General features: G+C 45.3%; 23 protein-coding genes. 11 read left to right on the top strand and 12 right to left on the bottom strand.

Annotated features, from left to right (window positions below):
• Positions 1-48 precede the first annotated feature (48 nt).
• The 4 genes from gatB to BKM01_RS10155 form a co-directional block, all read right to left on the bottom strand.
• Entirely contained in the window at positions 49-1,479 is a 1,431-nt protein-coding gene (gene gatB / locus BKM01_RS10140) for an Asp-tRNA(Asn)/Glu-tRNA(Gln) amidotransferase subunit GatB (protein WP_072361733.1), read from the bottom strand.
• Positions 1,480-2,901 (bottom strand): Asp-tRNA(Asn)/Glu-tRNA(Gln) amidotransferase subunit GatA, encoded by a 1,422-nt coding sequence (gene gatA, locus BKM01_RS10145; RefSeq protein WP_072361735.1) that lies wholly within the window; start codon positions 2,899-2,901, stop codon positions 1,480-1,482.
• A gap of 10 nt (positions 2,902-2,911) precedes the next feature.
• Positions 2,912-3,193 carry an Asp-tRNA(Asn)/Glu-tRNA(Gln) amidotransferase subunit GatC gene (gatC, locus tag BKM01_RS10150; protein WP_072361738.1) on the bottom strand — a complete coding sequence of 94 codons (282 nt, stop codon included), beginning with the start codon at positions 3,191-3,193 and terminating at the stop codon, positions 2,912-2,914.
• A gap of 71 nt (positions 3,194-3,264) precedes the next feature.
• Positions 3,265-4,428 (bottom strand): Coenzyme F420 hydrogenase/dehydrogenase, beta subunit C-terminal domain, encoded by a 1,164-nt coding sequence (locus tag BKM01_RS10155; RefSeq protein WP_072361741.1) that lies wholly within the window; start codon positions 4,426-4,428, stop codon positions 3,265-3,267.
• A 98-nt stretch (positions 4,429-4,526) separates the two neighbouring features.
• Here BKM01_RS10155 and BKM01_RS10160 point away from each other — a divergent pair, with 98 nt between their 5' ends.
• A complete protein-coding gene (locus BKM01_RS10160; RefSeq protein WP_072361744.1) occupies positions 4,527-5,504 on the top strand; it encodes a radical SAM protein in 978 nt (325 codons plus the stop codon).
• Positions 5,505-5,600: 96 nt separating this feature from the next.
• Positions 5,601-5,813 (top strand): hypothetical protein, encoded by a 213-nt coding sequence (locus BKM01_RS10165; RefSeq protein WP_072361747.1) that lies wholly within the window; start codon positions 5,601-5,603, stop codon positions 5,811-5,813.
• Positions 5,814-5,816: 3 nt separating this feature from the next.
• On the opposite strand, the gene BKM01_RS10170 is transcribed toward BKM01_RS10165, so the two are convergent.
• Together BKM01_RS10170 and BKM01_RS10175 are read right to left on the bottom strand one after the other, a co-directional pair.
• On the bottom strand, positions 5,817-6,011 hold the full coding sequence (locus tag BKM01_RS10170; RefSeq protein ID WP_072361750.1) for a hypothetical protein: 195 nt from the start codon (positions 6,009-6,011) through the stop codon (positions 5,817-5,819).
• 42 nt (positions 6,012-6,053) lie between these two features.
• Positions 6,054-6,797, bottom strand: a complete 744-nt coding sequence (locus BKM01_RS10175) for a restriction endonuclease (RefSeq protein WP_157769642.1) — start codon at positions 6,795-6,797, stop codon at positions 6,054-6,056.
• 323 nt (positions 6,798-7,120) lie between these two features.
• On the opposite strand from BKM01_RS10175, the gene trxA reads away from it, so the two are divergent.
• Both trxA and BKM01_RS10185 read left to right on the top strand, forming a co-directional pair.
• The gene (gene trxA / locus BKM01_RS10180) at positions 7,121-7,513 is read left to right on the top strand and encodes a thioredoxin (protein WP_072361755.1); all 393 of its coding nucleotides are present in this window, start codon (positions 7,121-7,123) and stop codon (positions 7,511-7,513) included.
• 12 nt (positions 7,514-7,525) lie between these two features.
• The gene (locus BKM01_RS10185; protein WP_072361758.1) at positions 7,526-8,962 is read left to right on the top strand and encodes a methanogenesis marker 14 protein; all 1,437 of its coding nucleotides are present in this window, start codon (positions 7,526-7,528) and stop codon (positions 8,960-8,962) included.
• Between the two features lie 2 nt (positions 8,963-8,964).
• Here BKM01_RS10185 and BKM01_RS10190 read toward each other — a convergent pair whose 3' ends face one another.
• Positions 8,965-9,633 carry a DUF166 domain-containing protein gene (locus BKM01_RS10190; RefSeq protein WP_072361762.1) on the bottom strand — a complete coding sequence of 223 codons (669 nt, stop codon included), beginning with the start codon at positions 9,631-9,633 and terminating at the stop codon, positions 8,965-8,967.
• Positions 9,634-9,694: 61 nt separating this feature from the next.
• Here BKM01_RS10190 and BKM01_RS11190 point away from each other — a divergent pair, with 61 nt between their 5' ends.
• Together BKM01_RS11190 and tmk are read left to right on the top strand one after the other, a co-directional pair.
• On the top strand, positions 9,695-9,823 hold the full coding sequence (locus BKM01_RS11190) for a hypothetical protein (protein ID WP_257790280.1): 129 nt from the start codon (positions 9,695-9,697) through the stop codon (positions 9,821-9,823).
• A gap of 9 nt (positions 9,824-9,832) precedes the next feature.
• Positions 9,833-10,432, top strand: coding sequence for a dTMP kinase (gene tmk, locus BKM01_RS10195; RefSeq protein ID WP_072361765.1), 600 nt, complete (start codon positions 9,833-9,835; stop codon positions 10,430-10,432).
• Here tmk and BKM01_RS10200 read toward each other — a convergent pair whose 3' ends face one another.
• Both BKM01_RS10200 and BKM01_RS10205 read right to left on the bottom strand, forming a co-directional pair.
• Positions 10,433-10,663 carry a hypothetical protein gene (locus BKM01_RS10200; protein WP_072361768.1) on the bottom strand — a complete coding sequence of 77 codons (231 nt, stop codon included), beginning with the start codon at positions 10,661-10,663 and terminating at the stop codon, positions 10,433-10,435.
• 18 nt (positions 10,664-10,681) lie between these two features.
• Positions 10,682-11,389 (bottom strand): HisA/HisF-related TIM barrel protein, encoded by a 708-nt coding sequence (locus BKM01_RS10205; protein WP_072361771.1) that lies wholly within the window; start codon positions 11,387-11,389, stop codon positions 10,682-10,684.
• A gap of 46 nt (positions 11,390-11,435) precedes the next feature.
• On the opposite strand from BKM01_RS10205, the gene BKM01_RS10210 reads away from it, so the two are divergent.
• The 3 genes from BKM01_RS10210 to BKM01_RS10220 all read left to right on the top strand — a co-directional run bounded on the left by BKM01_RS10210 (position 11,436) and on the right by BKM01_RS10220 (position 15,082).
• The gene (locus BKM01_RS10210; RefSeq protein ID WP_072361774.1) at positions 11,436-12,137 is read left to right on the top strand and encodes a (5-formylfuran-3-yl)methyl phosphate synthase; all 702 of its coding nucleotides are present in this window, start codon (positions 11,436-11,438) and stop codon (positions 12,135-12,137) included.
• A 16-nt stretch (positions 12,138-12,153) separates the two neighbouring features.
• Positions 12,154-14,331 carry a CDC48 family AAA ATPase gene (locus tag BKM01_RS10215; RefSeq protein WP_099816323.1) on the top strand — a complete coding sequence of 726 codons (2,178 nt, stop codon included), beginning with the start codon at positions 12,154-12,156 and terminating at the stop codon, positions 14,329-14,331.
• Between the two features lie 73 nt (positions 14,332-14,404).
• Positions 14,405-15,082 carry an RNA ligase partner protein gene (locus BKM01_RS10220; protein WP_072361777.1) on the top strand — a complete coding sequence of 226 codons (678 nt, stop codon included), beginning with the start codon at positions 14,405-14,407 and terminating at the stop codon, positions 15,080-15,082.
• Here the strand turns inward: BKM01_RS10220 and BKM01_RS10225 are convergent.
• The 3 genes from BKM01_RS10225 to BKM01_RS10235 all read right to left on the bottom strand — a co-directional run bounded on the left by BKM01_RS10225 (position 15,079) and on the right by BKM01_RS10235 (position 17,741).
• On the bottom strand, positions 15,079-15,918 hold the full coding sequence (locus tag BKM01_RS10225; protein ID WP_072361780.1) for a geranylgeranylglycerol-phosphate geranylgeranyltransferase: 840 nt from the start codon (positions 15,916-15,918) through the stop codon (positions 15,079-15,081). The genes BKM01_RS10220 and BKM01_RS10225 overlap by 4 nt on opposite strands.
• A gap of 15 nt (positions 15,919-15,933) precedes the next feature.
• Positions 15,934-16,851 (bottom strand): quinolinate synthase NadA, encoded by a 918-nt coding sequence (gene nadA / locus BKM01_RS10230; RefSeq protein WP_072361783.1) that lies wholly within the window; start codon positions 16,849-16,851, stop codon positions 15,934-15,936.
• A 74-nt stretch (positions 16,852-16,925) separates the two neighbouring features.
• On the bottom strand, positions 16,926-17,741 hold the full coding sequence (locus BKM01_RS10235; RefSeq protein WP_072361786.1) for an aspartate dehydrogenase: 816 nt from the start codon (positions 17,739-17,741) through the stop codon (positions 16,926-16,928).
• Positions 17,742-17,842: 101 nt separating this feature from the next.
• Between BKM01_RS10235 and nadC the strand changes: the two genes are divergently transcribed.
• Together nadC and BKM01_RS10245 are read left to right on the top strand one after the other, a co-directional pair.
• Positions 17,843-18,679 carry a carboxylating nicotinate-nucleotide diphosphorylase gene (nadC, locus tag BKM01_RS10240; RefSeq protein ID WP_072361789.1) on the top strand — a complete coding sequence of 279 codons (837 nt, stop codon included), beginning with the start codon at positions 17,843-17,845 and terminating at the stop codon, positions 18,677-18,679.
• Between the two features lie 77 nt (positions 18,680-18,756).
• Positions 18,757-20,004, top strand: coding sequence for a COG1361 S-layer family protein (locus tag BKM01_RS10245; RefSeq protein WP_072361792.1), 1,248 nt, complete (start codon positions 18,757-18,759; stop codon positions 20,002-20,004).
• The last annotated feature ends 7 nt before the right edge of the window (positions 20,005-20,011 follow it).

Raw genomic sequence — 20,011 nt, forward strand, 5'->3', positions numbered from 1 at the left:
CGGGCTGGCTAAATAGCCCTCAAAACATATAATTGTTTTGGGGAGGAATCATCGATAATTCTTATCGATTTCCTCCAGCATCATCTCACGTACTGAACGGGCATCCGCACGACCACGTGTTTTCTTCATTACCTGACCCACAAGGAAGTTCAGGGATTTTTCCTTACCTGCAAAATAATCCTCCAGAGCATCAGGGTTTTCTTTCAAAACTTCCTCTACAGCCTGGTCGACCACATCGCCTTCTACCTTCAGCAGGCCCTTCTCCTTTACAATGTCCATCGGGGACCCGCCTTCATCAAGGATATTGCGTATGATCTCCACAGCTCCCTTTTCGGTGATTTTACCACTGAGTACCAACTCAATGATCTTTACCATATCTTCTACTGTAAAGGAAGCTATGTTGAGATCACGGTAATTGAGCTCTCCCTTGAGGACATCGGAAACCCATACCGCTGCTGCGGCAGGATCTACCTGTGAGGCAACCTCTTCATAGAAATCCGCCACCCTGATGTCAGATGTAAGTGCTTTGGCATGGGTATCCACCATTCCATAATCCGAAATGAACCTGCTGCGCCTGGCATCAGGCAGTTCGGGAAGGGTTTCAAGGATACCCTCAACCCAGCTTCCAACCCTCATGGGCACCAGATCGGGTTCGGGGAAATAACGGTAGTCGTGCTCTTCTTCCTTGGTCCTCATGGAAATCGTGACCCCACGAGCCTCGTCAAAGTGACGTGTTTCCATAACAACCTTTTCTCCCCGGCGTTTGATATTCTTCTGGCGCATGATCTCATAGAGCAGGGCCCTTTCGGCACCTTTGTGGGAAGAGATGTTCTTAACCTCTGTTCGGTCACCGCCACCAATAGAGATATTGGCATCCACCCTCATCGAGCCCTCCAGGGTACTGTCGAAGACATCCAGATACTCAAGGATGTTACGCAGCTTATCCAGGAAACGTCTGGCTTCCCGTGGACTGCGCATATCCGGCTCGGAAACTATCTCAATCAGGGCCATGCCCGAGCGGTTGTAATCAATCAGTGTACCCTTGGACTTTTCAATGGAACCCATGTGCATCAGTCTGCCCGGATCTTCCTCCATATGAGCGCGCCTGATACGAACGACATGTTCACCGTCCTCACCTTCAATTACCACCCTGCCGTCACTGACAATCGGGTAATCATACTGGGTGGTCTGGAAACCTTTTGGAAGATCAGGATAGTAGTAATTCTTACGATGGAACTGGGTTTGTTCCACAATCTCACAGTTTAGGGCCAGTCCGATCCTGATAGCATATTCCACAGCCCTTTTGTTAAGCACCGGCAGGCAACCGGGAAGGCCCATACATACCGGACATACATGAGTATTGGGTTCTGAAGTATGATAATCAGTGGAACAGCCACAGAATAACTTGGTAGCAAGCTTGTTGAGCTGGACATGTATCTCCAGGCCTATCATAACACCATCGGGGTTTTCGTATACCATTTATACCACCTCTCCGGCCAATTTGGTATGATGATCGGTATTTTTCTCAAAAGAGTGGGCTGCTTTGATAATAGTAGCTTCATCAAAGTAGTTCCCAATTACCTGCAGTCCTACAGGCAGACCTTCGGAAAAACCACAAGGGACTGATATGGAAGGTACACCTGCAAGATTAATCGGGACAGTGTTGACATCCGAAAGATACAGGGAGAGAGGATCATCCATTTTTTCCCCTATCTTGAAGGCAGGAGTTGGCATTGTGGGTGCCATTAATACATCCACGTCCTCAAAGGCTCTTTCAAAATCCTGTTTTACAAGAGTGCGAACCTTGAGGGCCTTTAGATAATATTTGTCATGATAACCCGCAGAAAGAGCATATGTTCCAAGCAGGATACGTCTTTTTACCTCTGCACCAAACTTTTCCTGCCGGGTCTTTGAAGCCATCATATGCCAGTTCTCCCCTTCTGAACGATTACCATAGCGAGTGCCGTCAAAACGGGCAAGGTTGGAGGAGGCTTCACTCATTGCTATGATATAATACGCTGCCAGTGCATAGGGTGTGTTTGGCATGGAAACTTTCGTGTACTCAGCTCCCATATCCTCAAACTTGCCAATAGCATCCCATACCAGTTTCTGTACATTATCATCGATGCCTTCCCCGAAATATTCGGCAGGAACTCCGATCTTTAACCCTTCCACATCATCCTGCAGGGCATCAGTATAACCAGCATTATGTTTGACACAGGTTGAATCCCGGTTATCATATGTGCCGATAACGTCCATCAGGGCTGCTACATCTTCCACACGATTTGCCAGTGGACCGATTTGCTCCAGGGAATTGGCATAGGATACAAGGCCGTATCTGGAAACTGCCCCGTAAGTCGGTTTCAGGCCCACAGCCCCACAAAAGGCCGCCGGACAGCGCACCGATCCACCTGTATCCGAACCCAGCGAGACAGGAACCTGCCCTGCAGCTACAGCAGCAGCACTACCCCCCGAAGATCCACCAGCTACTCTTTCTGAATCCCAGGGATTAAGAGTCGGGCCATATGTACTTGTTTCAGTGGAGGTCCCCATACCAAACTCATCCATGTTGGATTTACCGATTATCACTGCACCGGCCTTTCGCAATCTTTCGATCACATGAGCATCATAGGGTGGCACATAGCCATCAAGGATGGCAGAACTGCATGTTGTGGATAATCCCTTGGTGGAAATATTATCCTTGATTGCAATGGGCACACCTGCAAGAGGGCCTTCAATGTTCAGAGAGTCAACTTTTTTAGCCTGATCAATAGCATCTTCTGCAATACAGGTGAAAGCATTAATGTCACTTTTTTCTATTTTTTCCAGATAGGAGGCAACAACTTCCTCGGCTGAAGAGGAACCCATCTTATTTTTTATATCAGATAAACCATCCAGCATTTTTCGGCCCTCAGATGATCTTTGGAGTTTTAATGTAGCCTTCCTGTATCTCTTCAGCATTTGCAAGAATATCATCCTGCTCCAGGGAACCTGTTGGCTTATCTTCCCTGAATACATTCATGACATCTGCAACGTGGTATGTAGGTTTGACATCCGATGTATCCACCTCATCCAGCTGTCCAAAATAATCCAGCACAGTGCTTAGTTCCGATGCAAATTCAAAAGCATCCTCCTCATCGATGTTGACCCGTGCAAGCCAGCCGATGTGTTCTACCTGTTCCTTTGTAATCATAATATGAAGCCTCTGTAAGCGTTATATAGCGTATGTGTTACACAAAAGGTAATGCTATTAATATGTTCTTATCAGGACTTTTTACTCCTGCGGTTTACACCATACATCTGTACCTTTTTCATCCTGGCAAGATTGAGCACCCTGTCCATCTCATAATCCGCCAGGGGCCGGGCCTCCAGAAAACCATTTTCCACAGCTTCATTGAAGATCTCATAACCAATACTGGACCGGGCAAAAACCGTGGTGTAACCATCCGGAGTACCCACCCCCCCGAAACTTATATCGGAATTTTCTGCCGCCATGTCGGTACAGAACTTGCATGATGAAGACCTGTATTCATCAAATTCGGACAGAGAGAATCTGCTTATCTGACCTGCCTGCTCAAACTCGAACTTACCCTTACGGATCTTCATTGCCTCAATATCCGCAAGTCTCATGCCATGGGTTTCAACAAAATCCTTGATGCCTTCATAAGAAAATGTGTCCATACAGAATAGTCCCAGACGCAACACATTGACTCTCATGAACAGATGCAAAAAACCATAGGGACTGCGCTGCATCTTGTGGACTGCGTCTATATTGCAACTTGGACCAACAAAAGCAATACTTCGCATACCCTGCTGAATAGCCTGCATCAACTGTTCCATTGTCATGCTGTGGGAATACATGCTACCAGAGGACTCAAGCACTTGTGCGCGGTCCTCAGCAATAATTGCAACCGGTTTCCAGGGTTGATCCTTTGAATGAGTGGTTACTACCGCACAATCAATCAGACCTTCCTCCAATCCATAAGCCAGCAACGCCGTAACAGCACCCCCATCCTGCCCCTCATGCCGGTCAAGCAGGCTTTTGGCACTGTATGCAAACCTGAGTTTACCCACAAGTTCCTCTTCTGTAGTAATCGTGCGAGGGCACTGGTTGTAACACACACCACATGATGTACATGGGCCCACAATCCTGGGACGTTTATCCTCTATTGTTATGGATTCACAGGATGCAGCACATGCTCCGCAAAGGGTACAGATACCCGGCTTGATAACATCTTTGTTAAGTTTGCCAAAAGAAACACGTTTTTTCTCGTCAAGACTGCGTTTGAGACGTATAACACTTTTTTTCATCTCAGTAAATGTTTTCAGACATTCACTGGAGCAAAAATAATAGGTTTCACCGTCATACTCCTTCTGGAAAGAAGTGTCTTCCTCGACCTCTTTTTTACAAATAGGATCCTGCTTCATTATATCCACCACAAAAACTGTCTACAATAGGATTTATTTGCACTATTATAAATTGATGGCAGAAAACTATAATTAATCTTACTACCCACCATGAGTACATGGATGCCCAGACCAAAGCCGAATTACTGGCAACAGGAAGAGTGGCAATCGATGAAAACCTACTCGGAAAAACCATTGTTTCAAGTGCAGGACCTGGTGCCGGTAAAGTAGGTTTCTTTTTTAGTTCCGGAGGAATCCGGGTAAAACTTGGAGCAGATGCAAAATCCCCTTTAAAAGCGATTGAAAAGAATGGAAATATCTGTATCTACAAAGGTGAGAAACTCCTTGCCTGCGGACAAATTGAAGAAGAATTGCTTCACTGTCCCGAGCAGGCGTATATCAATATGACAGAGACCTGTATATTTGACTGTAAATTCTGCCCGGTCCCTAAACTCAATGGCAGGGTCAAATCAGTGGAAGAAGTGCTGGATATGATAGAAAAAGCACATGATACAGGGAAGATGAAAGCCATATCCATAACTGCCGGGGTTGATGAGACAGTTGAAAAGGAAGTTGAAAGGGCAGTTGAGGTTGTCAGGAAATGCAAAAGATACCATGTACCCATCGGGGTTTCAGTATATCCCACAATCAATTCCAACAAACTGCTAAGAAAGGCCGGCGCAGATGAGATAAAATATAATGTAGAGACCATGGACCGCCAGCTTTACAGCGAACTCTGTGGCGACCAGGACCTTGATTTTATACTGGATTGCCTTTCCGAAGCTGTCCGGATGTTTGGCAAGAACAGGGTTTGTTCCAATTTCATAATTGGTTTGGGAGAAGATGATGAAACTGTAATGCAAGGAATACGGGAACTTGTACGCAGAGGTGTAGTTCCTATCCTGAGACCCGCAGCAAGCCATCCCCTCAGAAAGGGAGAGGTTAATATAGAGAGGCCTTCAAAGGAACGTCTCCTCAAACTCACCCGTTTCCTGAGAGAAGAACTGGATCAAGCCGGGCTTGATACAAGACTGTTCAGGACAATGTGCCTGCCATGCACAGGTTGTGACCTGGGCCCTCATAGAGATCTGGGATGAAAACCAGTAAATAAAAATTCATGCATATTGACACAATATGTCAATGTGTGGAGATTAGGGAAAGTATTTATTGCAAAGGGATTCCAAGGGGTGACTATGAGTCTGTTAGAAAAACTCTATAACATCAATGTGGGCTATATCATAGTAGCGGGGATTGCCCTGACTGCTCTGCTCTTTAAGTTCCTTCTCCAGTATGCCGAAGAAGGAAATTTTGTACTTGTTATATTGCTTGGTCTTGCTATTGCTTTTGTGGCCACATTAATTACCCGGGTACTCAAGAACCAGCGCTATTTGCAACAGCTTAAATAACATTCATTCCTTTCCCAGGCCTTTCAGGATTGCCTCCCTCCATTCAGAGGCGTTTTCCACATCATATATGTGCCTGGTAATACTTTCCTTTGATTCAAGGATTGCAAGTTTATCCTTGTGTAAAATTCCCTGTTTCTCAATCTCTGCCCCTGCAATATCCTTCAATCTGATAGTTTCGATATTGCCTTTATCCATCATGAGAAATCTGCGGTTGGTAAGCACCAGACAACCTTTTTTTTCCTATCCAAATTTCAGGAGGGTTTCGCCCCGCAGAAAAGAAGGACGAAACAATTCAAGATTCTCTGCAAAACTTTTCGGTTCCCTGATCGAAAGGGCCAGTACCTCAGGATTTTTCTCATCTATTACTATATAAAGTGAATTTGTATCCTGTTTCAAACCTATAATCGAACTTGCATCTATTCTCCTGATAAGTTCTTTTTTCTTTGAGAAAAGGGCAGTAGTTATTTTTTCAAAATAGATATGTTTCTTTGTGAGTACCAGCCAGATTTTGTTCCCTTCAATTGTTGCACTATGTCTTCCAAACACTTCCTCTCCGGTTTCAAGCACATCAACCCCCCGTCCTTTCCGGTGGAAACTCTCTCCTTCATCAGGACAATAATGATTAAGCATCTCAGTAAGCAGTGGACCTTCTATCAGCTTGAGATTGTGTTTTGCCCCTTCTTTCCTTCCTTCACCAGTAAAACTGGAAGTAGTAACAATAATTACTCCATCCACATTTTCCCTGTAGGACAAACTGCCATATTCACGCACTTCCTTGACCCCCACAGGCCCTGAATAACGTTTGGCCTGGACAAGCCATCGATGGGAAAGACCAAAATTATCAATAGATATTTCGATATCTACACCACCGTCCCTGCTTTGTTGTGTCGAGCGGGTATTATAGCCCATTTTTTCAAAAAGGTGAGCTACGAGCCTTTCAAAATCATACGGGTCAATTTTGAGCAGTTGGTTAATTTCCCACATCAAATCATTCATCCACGGTATAGGACAGGCCACATTCTGGACAGGAATACGTTACTGTTGTGGTAGCATTTTTATTTTTATTCTCTATCCTATCCATCCACGTGCCACAGGTTACACATTTCTGATCGAATATTGTTCGGTTGCTTGATTTTTCACTATCTGCTTTTGTAATATAAACCCCTCCAGGATAGGGAATTGTTGGTTGTGCACTATTTGTGAATAACCATACAAACCTTTAAATGTATGCAGTACAATCGCTAATTAGTAATTAATCAGAATCACAGATATAGCTTATGAAATATCTAAATAATGCGAGGGGAAGCATGGACGAACTCGAAGAAATAAGGAAGAGAAGAATGGAAGAGATAAAGACAGATCTCGAAAAGACCAACTGGCCTGCAGAAGCCATGATTGTATCAGATGCCGATTTTGAAGACTTTGTAAGCCGCTATCCGCTTGTTGTAGTGGACTGCTGGGCAGAATGGTGTGGTCCCTGCAAAAAAGTCGGACCGATAATAGACTCCCTTGCCGGGCAGATGCAGGGAAACGTTGTTTTTGGCAAACTCGATACGGACCAGAATCAGGTTACTGCGAGAAAATTCCAGATCACTGCAATTCCAACCCTTCTTGTGTTCAAAAATGGACAACTTGCAGACCGAATGGTAGGTGCATTGCCACAGGCAAGCATACAGGAAAAAATTAAATCATACCTCTGAGGGACAGATTTTATGTCACACAAACCCAGGATGGCCGAAACTCCTTCCGTAAGACTGATAGACCTGAAATCAAAATCCAATTCCTACTTCATAGTGGCTTCTGTAGAAGTGGGCAATACGACCACCAAATGCATCCTGACGGCCACAGACCTTGAAAAGGGTACAACATACCATGTGGTGAAAACCGTAAGGATGACAAGGGATGTAAGACAACCAAAACCTGGAGAAGAAGTATTCGGCAAGACACTTACAGGAGTGGAATTAAGCCGTGAATCTGTGGCAGAACTTGTCAAGAACACTCTCCTGGAAGCTGTCAAAAAAGCCAACCTCGACATAAAAAAGGATGTTCATTTCGTTGTCCGGTCCACCGGAGTGGTGGCCGGATTCGATGCACCGGAAGAAGTGGGAGAATTTATCAAAGCTCTTGCAGACGGTTGCCTTATGGCGGGCGTACCTCCTAAGAATATGACACCTCCGATGTCTCAGGATAACATAAACCCCAGGTTCCAGAAGTTCAGCAAACTCAATAAAGTTATTTTTGATGGTGCAGTTGCCAGTGTCCTTCCTCCCACCGGGGCCACAGGTGTGGAAATCGTGGCCAATGAAATGGAGGGAGAACTTGCGACCGCCGGTATTAAAGAAGGAGCGAAATGGGTGGATGTGGATTTCCGTAATCCCTGTTTATCGATGGATTTTGGAACTACACTTGACGGGCGTGTCATCAGCCCGGAGGAGCCCTATGCAAAGACCATTGGCAACTTCTGTGGCTATGCAGGAGCTATTCCCGATGCTATAATCCGTGGAACCCAGCTTGTGGACTTGGAACTGGGAACCGCTCTGGATGTCTTTGATGAAAAGCCTCCGGGAATGATTACCATGTTCCTGAAGGGGAAGAAAATAAAGGAATATGCAAACCGCTTAATAGAAAAAATATCTATCGAAAAGGTACCTGAAAATGTCACCCGTTATGGAAGTGTCCCTGTTAATCCTGCCGCTGCAGCTGAAATCGGAGTCGTGCTTATCGGATGTGATGTGGGTACCAATGGTTCAAAAATGGATGAATTAACAGAACTGGGTGCACAGATTTACAAAGAAGAGGGACTCAAGGTCCTGTTCGCAGTAATCGATGAAGTGATGGCAGGTGTAATCTACCGCCTTGTGGAAGTGGCACAGAAAGAAGGAGTTGTATTTCCTGAAACTTCCATTGGAGTCACCGGAAGGGCCGGCATATCAGGAGATAAACCCAAACTTGTGCTTGAAAAACTGGAAACACTGGGGTTGGGAGATAAAATCGAAGAAAAAGTCGTATTTGTCGATGATGGGCTTGCAAGGGGTGCAGCAGTTATGGCACGATGTATGAACTCACTGGGAACTCCCCATAATCCCCTGGGTGGCCATACAGGTGGAAAATGTATCCTCAAGGACAGGATCAAGTTGCAGAGCCAGTAATTTCATTTTTCGGAGAGGGTTTTTAGAGCCTTCTCCATTGCTTTTTTATGTAACTCCGCCGAATCATGAATTCCTCCCAGCTGCCCTCTGACGGCCCTGCAAGGGTATTGCTGGATTAACAAACCTGCCTTTGCCGGGGCATCCTCAACTGTTGTACCGATTAGTTTTTCCGCCATTTTCCATGTGCTGCCGCAGGGTGCACCTTTCAGGACCCGGACATCCGATATATAGCCGTTTTTAGTGGAGACTTCGAATTCCGGAAGACCGAATACGCTGGAATATGGTGCTGTTTCTTCCTTCTCCGGAAGGGTACAGCATATCTCATCCACCTCGATATGGATACCATATTCCGAAGATATTCTATCCAGTTCGACAAGCGGGGCCCGGGAAGAGCCTCCGGGTACGATCAATGAGGACACACCGGCTTGTCCTGCCATGCGGGCAATCACCGGTGTAATATCGGGATGCAAAGAGTAAGTTATTATGGTATCTGCATTGAATACATCCGGATTGATATCCAGTCTTTTTACAAATTCTTCCGGCTCATCCAGGAAATGGGGTAGCCTGGCAGGCAGGGAGGCAGTTTTGACTGTGAAATCCGAATATTGATGAAGCGTTTCTATCAATCTGTTGCCGTACTTACCCCTTGTAATTACTCCTATAATCGTCATACACTGGAAATGGAGAATAAGTAGTTATATTATTTACCATAAATATTACGCAGGTGAAAATATGGATGATATAGATCAATCAAAGGTATATTTTGTATGCAATACATGCAGCTTCGTATTTCAGGCAGACCCCAACTTCATGCCTATAAAATGCCCCCAATGTGGCAGTGAAGATACCGTCCGTACCTGAGAGATGTAAATGAAAGGAAAACTTGTCACAATTGAAGGGATCGACGGGTCGGGCAAGACCACCATAATGGAATACCTGAAACAAAATCCCGTTTATTCGGATATTATTTTTACACGGGAACCTACAAAAGACTGGATCGGCCAGGCTGTAATGCGGGCAATCCAGTCGGACGTTGATCCCCTTGCAGAGCTCTTATTGTTCACAGCCGATCATGCAGAACACATCCGAAATACGATCAAACCTGCAATTGAAGCTGGCAGAGTGATAATTTCAGACAGGTACTCAGACAGCAGAATTGCCTATCAGTCATCCACCCTTAAGGAAAGGTTCGATGAGCCGGTGGAGTGGATCAAGCAGTTGCATAAGGGTTGGACAGTTGTGCCGGACCTTACTTTACTGCTTGATATCGACCCCAAAATTGCCGTTTCAAGATGTAACAGTCGTGACGCACAGACCAAGTTTGAAAAGGTGGATTTCCTTTTGGGGGTTCGCAATGTATTCCTGCAACTTGCAGAAGAAAATCCTCAGCGATTTGTAATCATCGACGCATCACAGAGTCTGGAAAAAGTGAAAAAGGAAGTAGATAAAGCCATCCAAGAACTTGAATGATCAAAGCTCATTGGAGTCGGCAAATTCGATAAGGGCCTCTCCCAGCTGTCTTGCATATTTGGGATTGAGATTAAAACGACCCCGTTTCTGGCCCCCTCTTTCCTTTGCAATTTCCACATATTCTTTTTCATACTTTTCACTGGTTTCAAGTGAGATGGTAAGATACCATCCCCCACCCATTTTTATTTCATGATACGCTGCTTCAACATCCTCAAATGTATCTTCATCCATAGTTATCACCTGATTTTTTTATCGTAGTTGTTTTACTGGTATAACTTGTTTGTGCACTGCCGTTGCGACAAGTGCACCTGAAATCCCGGCGTTTTCAAGTTCTGCAATATCTGCCATATCCCGCACACCACCCCCCAGCAGAAGGGGATGGCGGGATATTTTAGCAAGATGGGAAAGCATATCAATGTCCATCCCTGAAGAGGTGCCTACACGGTCCAGATCAAGATAAATTATGTCTTTTAAGGGTAACTCATTGAGTATTTCTATTGCCCGATCAGGATTTTCAGGGACATCCGATGATTTAGACAGTAATTGACCATTTTTGCGATCAATGCTCACACTTATGCGGCCCGGATACCTGACTGCCAGATTCCTGATCACATCCATTGAAGCCGTTTCAGTACCCAGCACCAGAGTATCGGCAATTCGCAGCCATTTATCCGCATCCTCCTGCCTGTCTACACCAGCGTCCAACATGACATTAGATGTGGATGAAAGGAATTTTAATTCATCAATATTTTCTTTGTTTTCTCCTTCCCCCTGCAGGATATTGAGGTCGGCAATATAGACTTCCCGCGGATTGAGAGCTTCTATTATACCACAGGGACGGGAAATATCACATACCTGACTGGACAGATGAACCGCCTGATAGTTTTTCCGGTCACCTCCCCGGGCATGGACTGCAATACCATTATATATATCCAATACAAAGACAATTCGAAACATATTTAATATGACACTTTATTCCATCCTATAAAAAAGAGGCCATTACATGAAACTGCTGGTTAGTCCTATTAATAACGAAGAAGCAATCTCCGCCCTAAAAGGCGGTGCAGATATTATCGATGTCAAAAATCCAAAGGAAGGCTCTCTTGGTGCCAATTTCCCGGGAGTGATCAAAGGAGTAAAGGATACTGTAGGGAAGCAAAAACCCATCAGTGCGGCTCTAGGGGATTTTAACTACAAACCCGGCACCGCTGCCCTTGCTGCCTATGGTGCAGCAGCTGCAGGTGCGGATTATGTAAAAATTGGCCTGTATGATATCCAGACCGAGGAACAGGCCTATGAGATGCTTGCAGGAATCACCGAAGCTGTCAGGACAATGGACAATGTTCCGAAAGTTGTCGCATGTGCATATTCCGATTATGCGAGAATCAATTCCATCGATCCGGCTCTCTTACCGGCAATTGGTGCAAAGGCAGGAGTTGACCTGGTCATGGTTGATACGGGGGTAAAGGACGGACGTTCCACCTTCGAGTTCCTCAATGAAGCACAGCTTAAGGATTTCGTTGAAAAAGCACATGCAAATGGTCTGGAAACGGCTCTGGCAGGCAGCATCAAATTCGATGATATAGAAGCAATAAAGAACATCAAGCCGGATATCCTGGGTGTCAGGGGTATTGTCTGTGGCGGGGATCGTAGTACATCCATCAAGCAGGAACTTGTAGAACAGCTTCGTGCCCGCCTTAGCTAATATTTTTGGACCAAGTATGGTCTCCTCCAATCCAACCATCAATAAAATCGAAGTATGTGTGGCAGAGGCATACCACCGTGATGCGGGAAGAGGTATTGCCAGACTTAACAAGGACCTGATGGAAAAGGTTGGAGCAATCAGTGGAGATATAATATCTATTCAGGGTAAGCGTAAAACCTATGCCGTTGTATGGCCCGGCTACCTCGATGATGCAGGAAAAGCCATCATCAGAATTGATGGTAACCTGCGTAATAATGCAGGTATAGGTATCGATGATAAAGTAACTACCAAAAAGGTTGAAGCAAAAGACGCCCAAAAGATCACTCTTGCTACAAACCAGACCATACATTCCAAAAATTACTCACGTTATATTCACCGTATCCTGGAAGGCAGACCACTGGATCGTGGACAAAAGATACGTGTGGAAACCGTCAACACACCGATGGCGTTTGTGGTAACAGCTACCCAGCCGACAGGCCCTGTGATTGTTACCCGCAATACCAGACTGATGCTGAAGGAAAAACCTGCAGAACAGTTAGCAGGAGATGAACAGGTTTCCTATGAGGATATAGGGGGACTGAAACGGGAGATCGGCCTGATGCGGGAGATGATCGAACTACCCCTGCGTCATCCTGAACTATTCCAGAAACTCGGGATCGACCCCCCGGCAGGCATGATGCTTTATGGACCTCCCGGTACCGGGAAAACCATGATTGCAAAGGCTGTCGCAAGTGAAACCGAAGCCAATTTCCTTTCCATAAGTGGCCCCGAGATCGTTTCAAAATACTACGGTGAAAGCGAACAAAAGCTCAGGGAAATTTTCGATGAGGCTGAAAAGGAAGCCCCTTCCATTATTTTTATTGATGAAATCGATTCCATAGCTCCCAAAAGAGATGAGGTCCGGGGTGAAGTGGAAAGACGTGTGGTTGCCCAGTTGCTTTCCCTCATGGACGGCCTGAAATCACGCGGAAAAGTTATAGTAATAGCTGCGACCAACCGACCCAACTCCATTGACCAGGCCCTGCGAAGGGGAGGACGCTTTGACCGGGAAATTGAAATTGGGATTCCGGATAGGGAAGGGCGGCTGCAGGTACTTTATGTGCATACAAGAGGTATGCCCCTTTCTAACAGTGTAAACCTGGAAAGGATAGCAGATACTACATACGGTTTCGTCGGAGCTGATCTTTCCTCACTCTGCAAAGAAGCTGCCATGCATGCACTGCGCAGACTCATGCCCCGGCTGAAAATTGAAGATGAAATCCCTCCGGAAATTATGGATGAACTCACAGTCAATGCGATTGACTTTGAAGAAGCACGCAAAAATGTTGAGCCCTCCGCCATGAGGGAAGTTTTCCTTGAAATGGCAGATACCCTCTGGGATGATATCGGGGGTATGGAAAAAGTCAAACAGGATCTCATAGAAGCTGTGGAATGGCCCCTTAAATATCCGGAACTGTTCGAAATAACTGCCACCCGCCCTCCCAGGGGAATTATGCTTTACGGGCCATCCGGCACAGGAAAGACCCTGCTAGCCCGGGCAGCAGCCAAGGAAAGTAATGCCAATTTCATAAGCATAAAGGGACCGGAATTACTAAGCAGATATGTAGGGGATTCCGAAAAAGCGGTCCGAGAAACTTTCCGCAAAGCACGGCAGGCATCTCCTTCAATCGTTTTTTTCGATGAAATCGATTCGATTGCACCCAAAAGACTGGGTAACTTTAGCGGGGAAGGGGGTGAGAGGGTAATTAGCCAGATTCTGACCGAGATTGATGGCATAGAGGAATTAAAGGATATTGTCATAATTGCCGCCACCAACCGCCCTGAAATGGTGGACCCGGCACTGCTCAGGCCGGGGCGTTTTGACAGACTAATACATGTAGACTTGCCTGATTCAGCCGGAAGGGAAGCAATTTTTGATATTCACCTGAAGGGCAAACCCCTGTCAGAAGATGTGAATATACATGAGCTTGCAGGACTTACGGATGGTTATTGCGGGGCTGATATTGAGGCTATTTGCAGGGAAGCTTCAATGTTTTCAATCAGGGAAAATGTCCGGCCTGCTATGAAGCGGGAGGATGTGAAAACGATAGCTTACTCAATTCGCATCAACAATCAACACTTCAGGACTGCGATTGAAAAACTCAAAAATGCAAAAGCCGGTTGTGAACATAAAGATACGGAAACCGAAAACTAAAAGTCAAACAGTACAAAACTACTTTAAATTGTAAACCAATTTTATTCTGTACTTTTTATAACGGGGAGGTAACATGTTGAGACAGAGGTTTATAATGGATACCACCGGGCTTACCGATATTCAGGCCCGCCAGTCACTGGGACAGGATACCATCTGCGCAGGTATGAAAGAAATTCTGGACCTGATAGCCGATGCCCGGCTGCATCTGCAGATCAGCTGCTATGTCCCCTTTCCTTCCGTTTATAATGAACTTCAGGAATTTGCCAATAACAATAATTGTGACCCTGAAGTAGTGGCAAAGATCGATACCTGGCTTGTCAAGAAAACCCCTGACAGGTATGAGGTACAGATACCCTCCCGAATCTTCCACGAATACGTATCCTACATGAGGGAGAGGATCAACAAAGGCATGAATGTGGCAGAGGAAGCAATACGTGAGGCTTCCCGCGAATGTCTTATCCAGAATTCACAGGCAGAAACCAAACAAATAGTGGAGAGGGATATCGATCGCGAAGTAGTGGGTTCCGTTGTGAACAAATTCCGCAACAAATACCGCTCAGCCCTGCGTTACGGAATACTGGACAGTGCACCGGATATCGATGTGCTACTGCTGGCAAAAGAACTTGATGCAGCCGTAGTTGCCAAGGATTACGGGATTCAGAAATGGGCCGAACAATTGGGAGTGAGGTTTGTTCCCGCCGAAACATTTCCCCGGATGTTGCAGGAATATCTCAGACATAAATCCCGTTAAGCACCTGCCACAAAGGCAAACAATGCCATGAACATAGCCAGTTTGAAGCGTTTGGAGGAAAGGACCGGGTCATTTTTCAGCACTGAGTAGACAGCCGCTATAAAAAGAAGGTCAGCAATACCCACCAGAGGAAGGTAATATTCACCCAGCATGGAATTCAGGTAAGGGTAAGGACTGGCAGCAATCCCTATCAGGGCAAGAACCGAAGCTACAAGTCCTGCCTGTTTTTTCCCAATGAGAATGGGGAGAGTGGTTGCTCCTGCTTTTAGGTCTCCCTCCATATCCTCGATATCCTTCACAATTTCACGTGCAATTGTAGCCAGGGTTGCAAGCAGGAATAATACCGACAGGGCATACAATCCTTCTATCCCAAATACAGCGGCACCGAAAAGAAAAGTGGAACCTGTCAGGTAACCCACCGCAGCATTGCCAAAAAAGGGAGTAGTTTTAAGATTGCGGGCATACAGGACAAGCAAGAAAGAATTTAAAAGCGCTATTAAAGCACAGACCAGATTAATGAACCAGGCAATGGTTATTCCGACAATGAAAAGGAATGCAGCAAAAAAAAGAGCCTGTTTCTTACTTACCCTTCCAGAGGGAATTGGCCTGTCAGGCCTGTTTATAGTATCAATAGCCACATCGAAATAATCATTAATGGTATTGCCGGCCCCTGTTACGAGCATTACTACAATTCCCACACCCCCTGCCTCAAAAAATGGAAGGGCCTGAAAGGATTGTTCAAAAATGATTCTAAAAGCGATCAGCACGCCGATAACTGCGGCAAAGGCTGCCATTACACAATTGGCAATACGCATTAATTGAAGATAAGCGTGCATTAAACCGGCCCGCCTTTATGCTCTTCCTGCTTCTAGCATGCGATCAAGTGCTTTTTTGGCCTGCGCTGTGACCTTTTCCTCTACTCTGACCTCATATTCTTCATTTTCCAGACAAGCCAGAACAGATGCAGGGTCGATGGTTTTCATATCCGGACATATAGCATATTCGGAGCAGGGGTAAAAGTGCTTATCCGGATTTTCCTTGCGCAGGCGATGGAGAAGGCCGTTTTCCGTAGCTATAATGAATTCTTTTGAACCAGAAGAGGAGCAGTGTCTTGTCATTCCTGTAGTACTGAATATGTGATCGGCTTTTTCAAGTATCTCACGCCTGCATTCCGGGTGGGCCAGAATCTCAGCGTCTGCATGGGATATTTTGGATAAATGCACATCTGATTCAAGCATATGATTATGGGTCGGACAGTAGCCATCCCAGAAAATAATTTCTTTATCAGTATTTTTGGCCACATGATCCCCCAGGTTTTTGTCAGGAATGAAAAGTACTTTCGAGCAATCCAGTGAGTTGACAACTTCCACCGCATTGGCGGAGGTACAGCATACATCACTCTCTGCTTTCACCTCTGCACTGCTGTTTACATAGGACACAACCATCGCATCGGGATGTTGTTCTTTGGCTTTCCTCACCTCATCTGCAGTAGCCATTGCCGCCATCGGGCAGCGGGCAAACATGTCCGGAATGAGGACTTTCTTGTGGGGACTCAGGATAGCAGCGCTTTGCGCCATGAAATCCACACCACAAAAAACAATGATATCAGCGGGCTGCTCAACTGCCTGACGGCTCAGGCCGAGTGAATCACCTACAAAATCAGCTATACCCTGTACATCGCCACGGCAGTAATTGTGGGCAAGGATCACCGCATTTTTTTCTTTTTTCAGGACATTAATCCTGTCTATTATAGCCTGCTTATCCTGCATATTACCACTGCAATCCCGGGATAATGAATTCCGGGCGAATACATAGATTATATAACATATAAGTTTATGCGATTTCAGGTCCCCACGTTGAAGGATTGAGTCAGTTTCTTCAAAGTAGAGATTACGGAAAGAGGAGCCAGATAACTTGTTTTTGGATTTGTGGGAGAAGGCACGTTTTCCACTCTGGAGGTAAACCTTCCAAACTCACCTTCTACTGTGATTTCATGGACATTTCTTGTAAGGGCAGGATTGAGCACTATCCTTACCCTGGTATTATCAAATCCAATCCCTGCAAGACTTAGAGTAGCAGCCACATTCACATTTGCAGGGAATGACTGTACCGCCTCGGTCGCAGAGCCTTCAAAAAGAACAGTTCTGCCAGTTATGGAATCAATATCGATATTATTTTCAAGGACATAAGGGGCACCCCTTAATCCCCCGGGGGGTTTTTCGGTTGTCAGGGTGACTGAATGCAGAGCAGCTGCAGAAGCTGAGATCAAACCATCTATCCCACAGATGGCACCTGAAGGGACGTAAATCCGGCAATTTTTTTCACGGGCTATGTTTTCGGCCATGCCAAGAAGTTGTGTGTCAACAAAAGCTCCGACACTTACTACCATGACATCACATTTTGCATGCAACGCCGCGGGAACCACTTCATAAACCGCCTGCTGGGAAGCACATTCTACCACCAGGTCCACCTCCCTGACCATGTCAACAATTTCCATGATCTGCGGGTCAAAATTTTCCAGTGAACTTTTCACCCTGTCCAGGGATTCATTATGGCGGTCATATATAGCATAGAGTTCTGCTTCAATCTGGCCATTATCAATAGCCTTACAGATCTCGCCACCAATGGCACCACAACCGAAAACTCCTATTTTAAGCATTAATGAGACTCCTTTATGTTCTAGAGGGCCAGCGCATAAAAGTATTATCATTACAAAGCATATTAAAACTCCTCGAACATAAAGTAAATCCGGTGAAAAGGATGCTGAGAGGACAGATAGAGAATTTCATCCAGGAAGATCTGGGTTATCATGATATCTCATGCCAGATGGTACCGGATACAATTGCAGAAGCCGTGATTTTTGCAAAGCAGGATTGTGTAATTGCCGGTGTGGAGATTGCAGAGGCCATTTTTGATTATTTTGATATCGAATATACAAGAAAGGTTGCAGACGGGGAAAAAGTCCAGAATAACGATGTGATCTTTGAACTTAAGGCAGACACAGTATCCTTATTACGTGCTGAAAGATTGAGTTTGAATTTCCTGGGACACCTGAGCGGTATTGCGACCCTTACAAGAGATTGCGTGGAAGCTGTAAATGAGTGTTCTGAAGCAGTTGTGGCTGCAACCCGTAAAACAACTCCGGGAATCCGGGAGTTCGAAAAACTGGCTGTAATCGCGGGTGGAGGTGACCCCCACAGGTTCAATCTTTCAGATTCCATTATGATAAAGGACAACCACAGGAATATAATGGGCCTGGAAAATGCAATTCTTAAAGCAAAGGAAATGGCAAGTTTTACCCAAAAAATAGAAGCTGAAGTTGAATCCGCAACCGATGCCATTCTGGCTGCAAAGATGGGAGTAGACATCGTTATGCTGGACAATATGTCCCCTTCAGAAATAATATCAACCGTGGAAAAGTTACGTCACGAAGGATTAAGGAATAGGGTAATAGTAGAAGTATCGGGAGGGATAAACACCGAAAACCTTGCAGAATACGCAAAAACCGGAATTGACGTAATCTCTATGGGCTCCCTGATCCATAAAGCACAATGGGCCGATCTGAGTATGGAGATGAAAGACTCTTTTATGTCATAAACTTTATATTGGTTTCCAGTAGTGTATTTAGGCAGTATTTAGATAACAAATCATGAAAAAATCGTGGCGAGGGGAACATGGAATTCAAAAAAATGATAGTATGCCTGCTCTTGATAGCAGCCTTGTCCTCAGTGGTATTTGCGGGCTCTGCCTCTGCAAAAAGTGTTCTTTATGAAGGAGATATACAAGCCGGTGACGGGTACCAGATAAACAATCATGTAATAGATGTAGCCGATGTGTTCCCTGAAAACGAATATGCATCGTTTTATGTGTATGAGAAGGACACTGAATTGATGGACAAAGGGCTGGATATTAACGACACTTTTACCTTTGAAATCGATAATGAAGAAGTTGAAGTGAAACTTCTCGATACAAAAACAGGTACTTTACCCCGTGCCGAAATAGCCATTACAATTACCGATGATGACATTGTTAATACAAAGGGAATTGTCGACGGTGGTCATGAAAAGGCGGAATTTTCCGGTACACCCATTATTGAAATTACCAAGAGTGTAAGTTCTAATACCATACAAGCAGGTGATTCAGTAACAGTTACTGTCAGGGCAGAAAACAAAGGGGATGACGAGGCAACTGACCTCAGGTTTTCCAACAACCTCCCCGAGAAATTCATCCTGGAGGAAACTTTCGTAAGCCAATCCGGGGAAATGTCCCTGGACATTGGGGAATCACAGCAAATCTTTGTCTATCGCATCAAGTCAACAGAACCCGGCACATTTACACTCAAACCTACTACTGCAACCTTTTCCAACAATGCGGGAGTTGATTTCCCGCAGACAAGTTCCAACACTCCTACAATCACAGTGGAAGGCGAACCTGCAGCCATGGCAGATGTGGAAGTTTCGGCAGACCTTCAGGAACCTGTTATACCGAGAGGGGAGAGTACTGAAGTAACATTACTCATAAGAAATAACGGTGAAGGGGATGCTGAAGCTGTTTCCGTGGACATCCAGCTTCCCGATGGACTTGAGTATGAAAGCGGGGACAGTGATATTGAGATGATCAGTGGTACACCCACAATATACCTGCAAACCCTGGGAGTGCAACAGGAAAAGGAATTCACATTCAACGTCAAAGCAGAAGAGATGGGAAGTTATACGGTAACAACCTCCTATTCCTACATAAGTGCAGAGGACCCTGAAGCAGAAGAAATAAACAGTGAAACAACAGCGGATGAACTGCAAGTTACAGAAGGTAAATATGATTTTCTTTTAGAGCAGCCGCTATATGTATATATCGTGCCTGTAGTCATCATCCTTGGGGCAGCAGCATGGATATATTACCGCCGCCAACAATACCGCTTTTAAATATCAT

Origin of the sequence: Methanohalophilus portucalensis (genome assembly GCF_002761295.1) — an archaeon.
Lineage (GTDB): Archaea > Halobacteriota > Methanosarcinia > Methanosarcinales > Methanosarcinaceae > Methanohalophilus > Methanohalophilus portucalensis.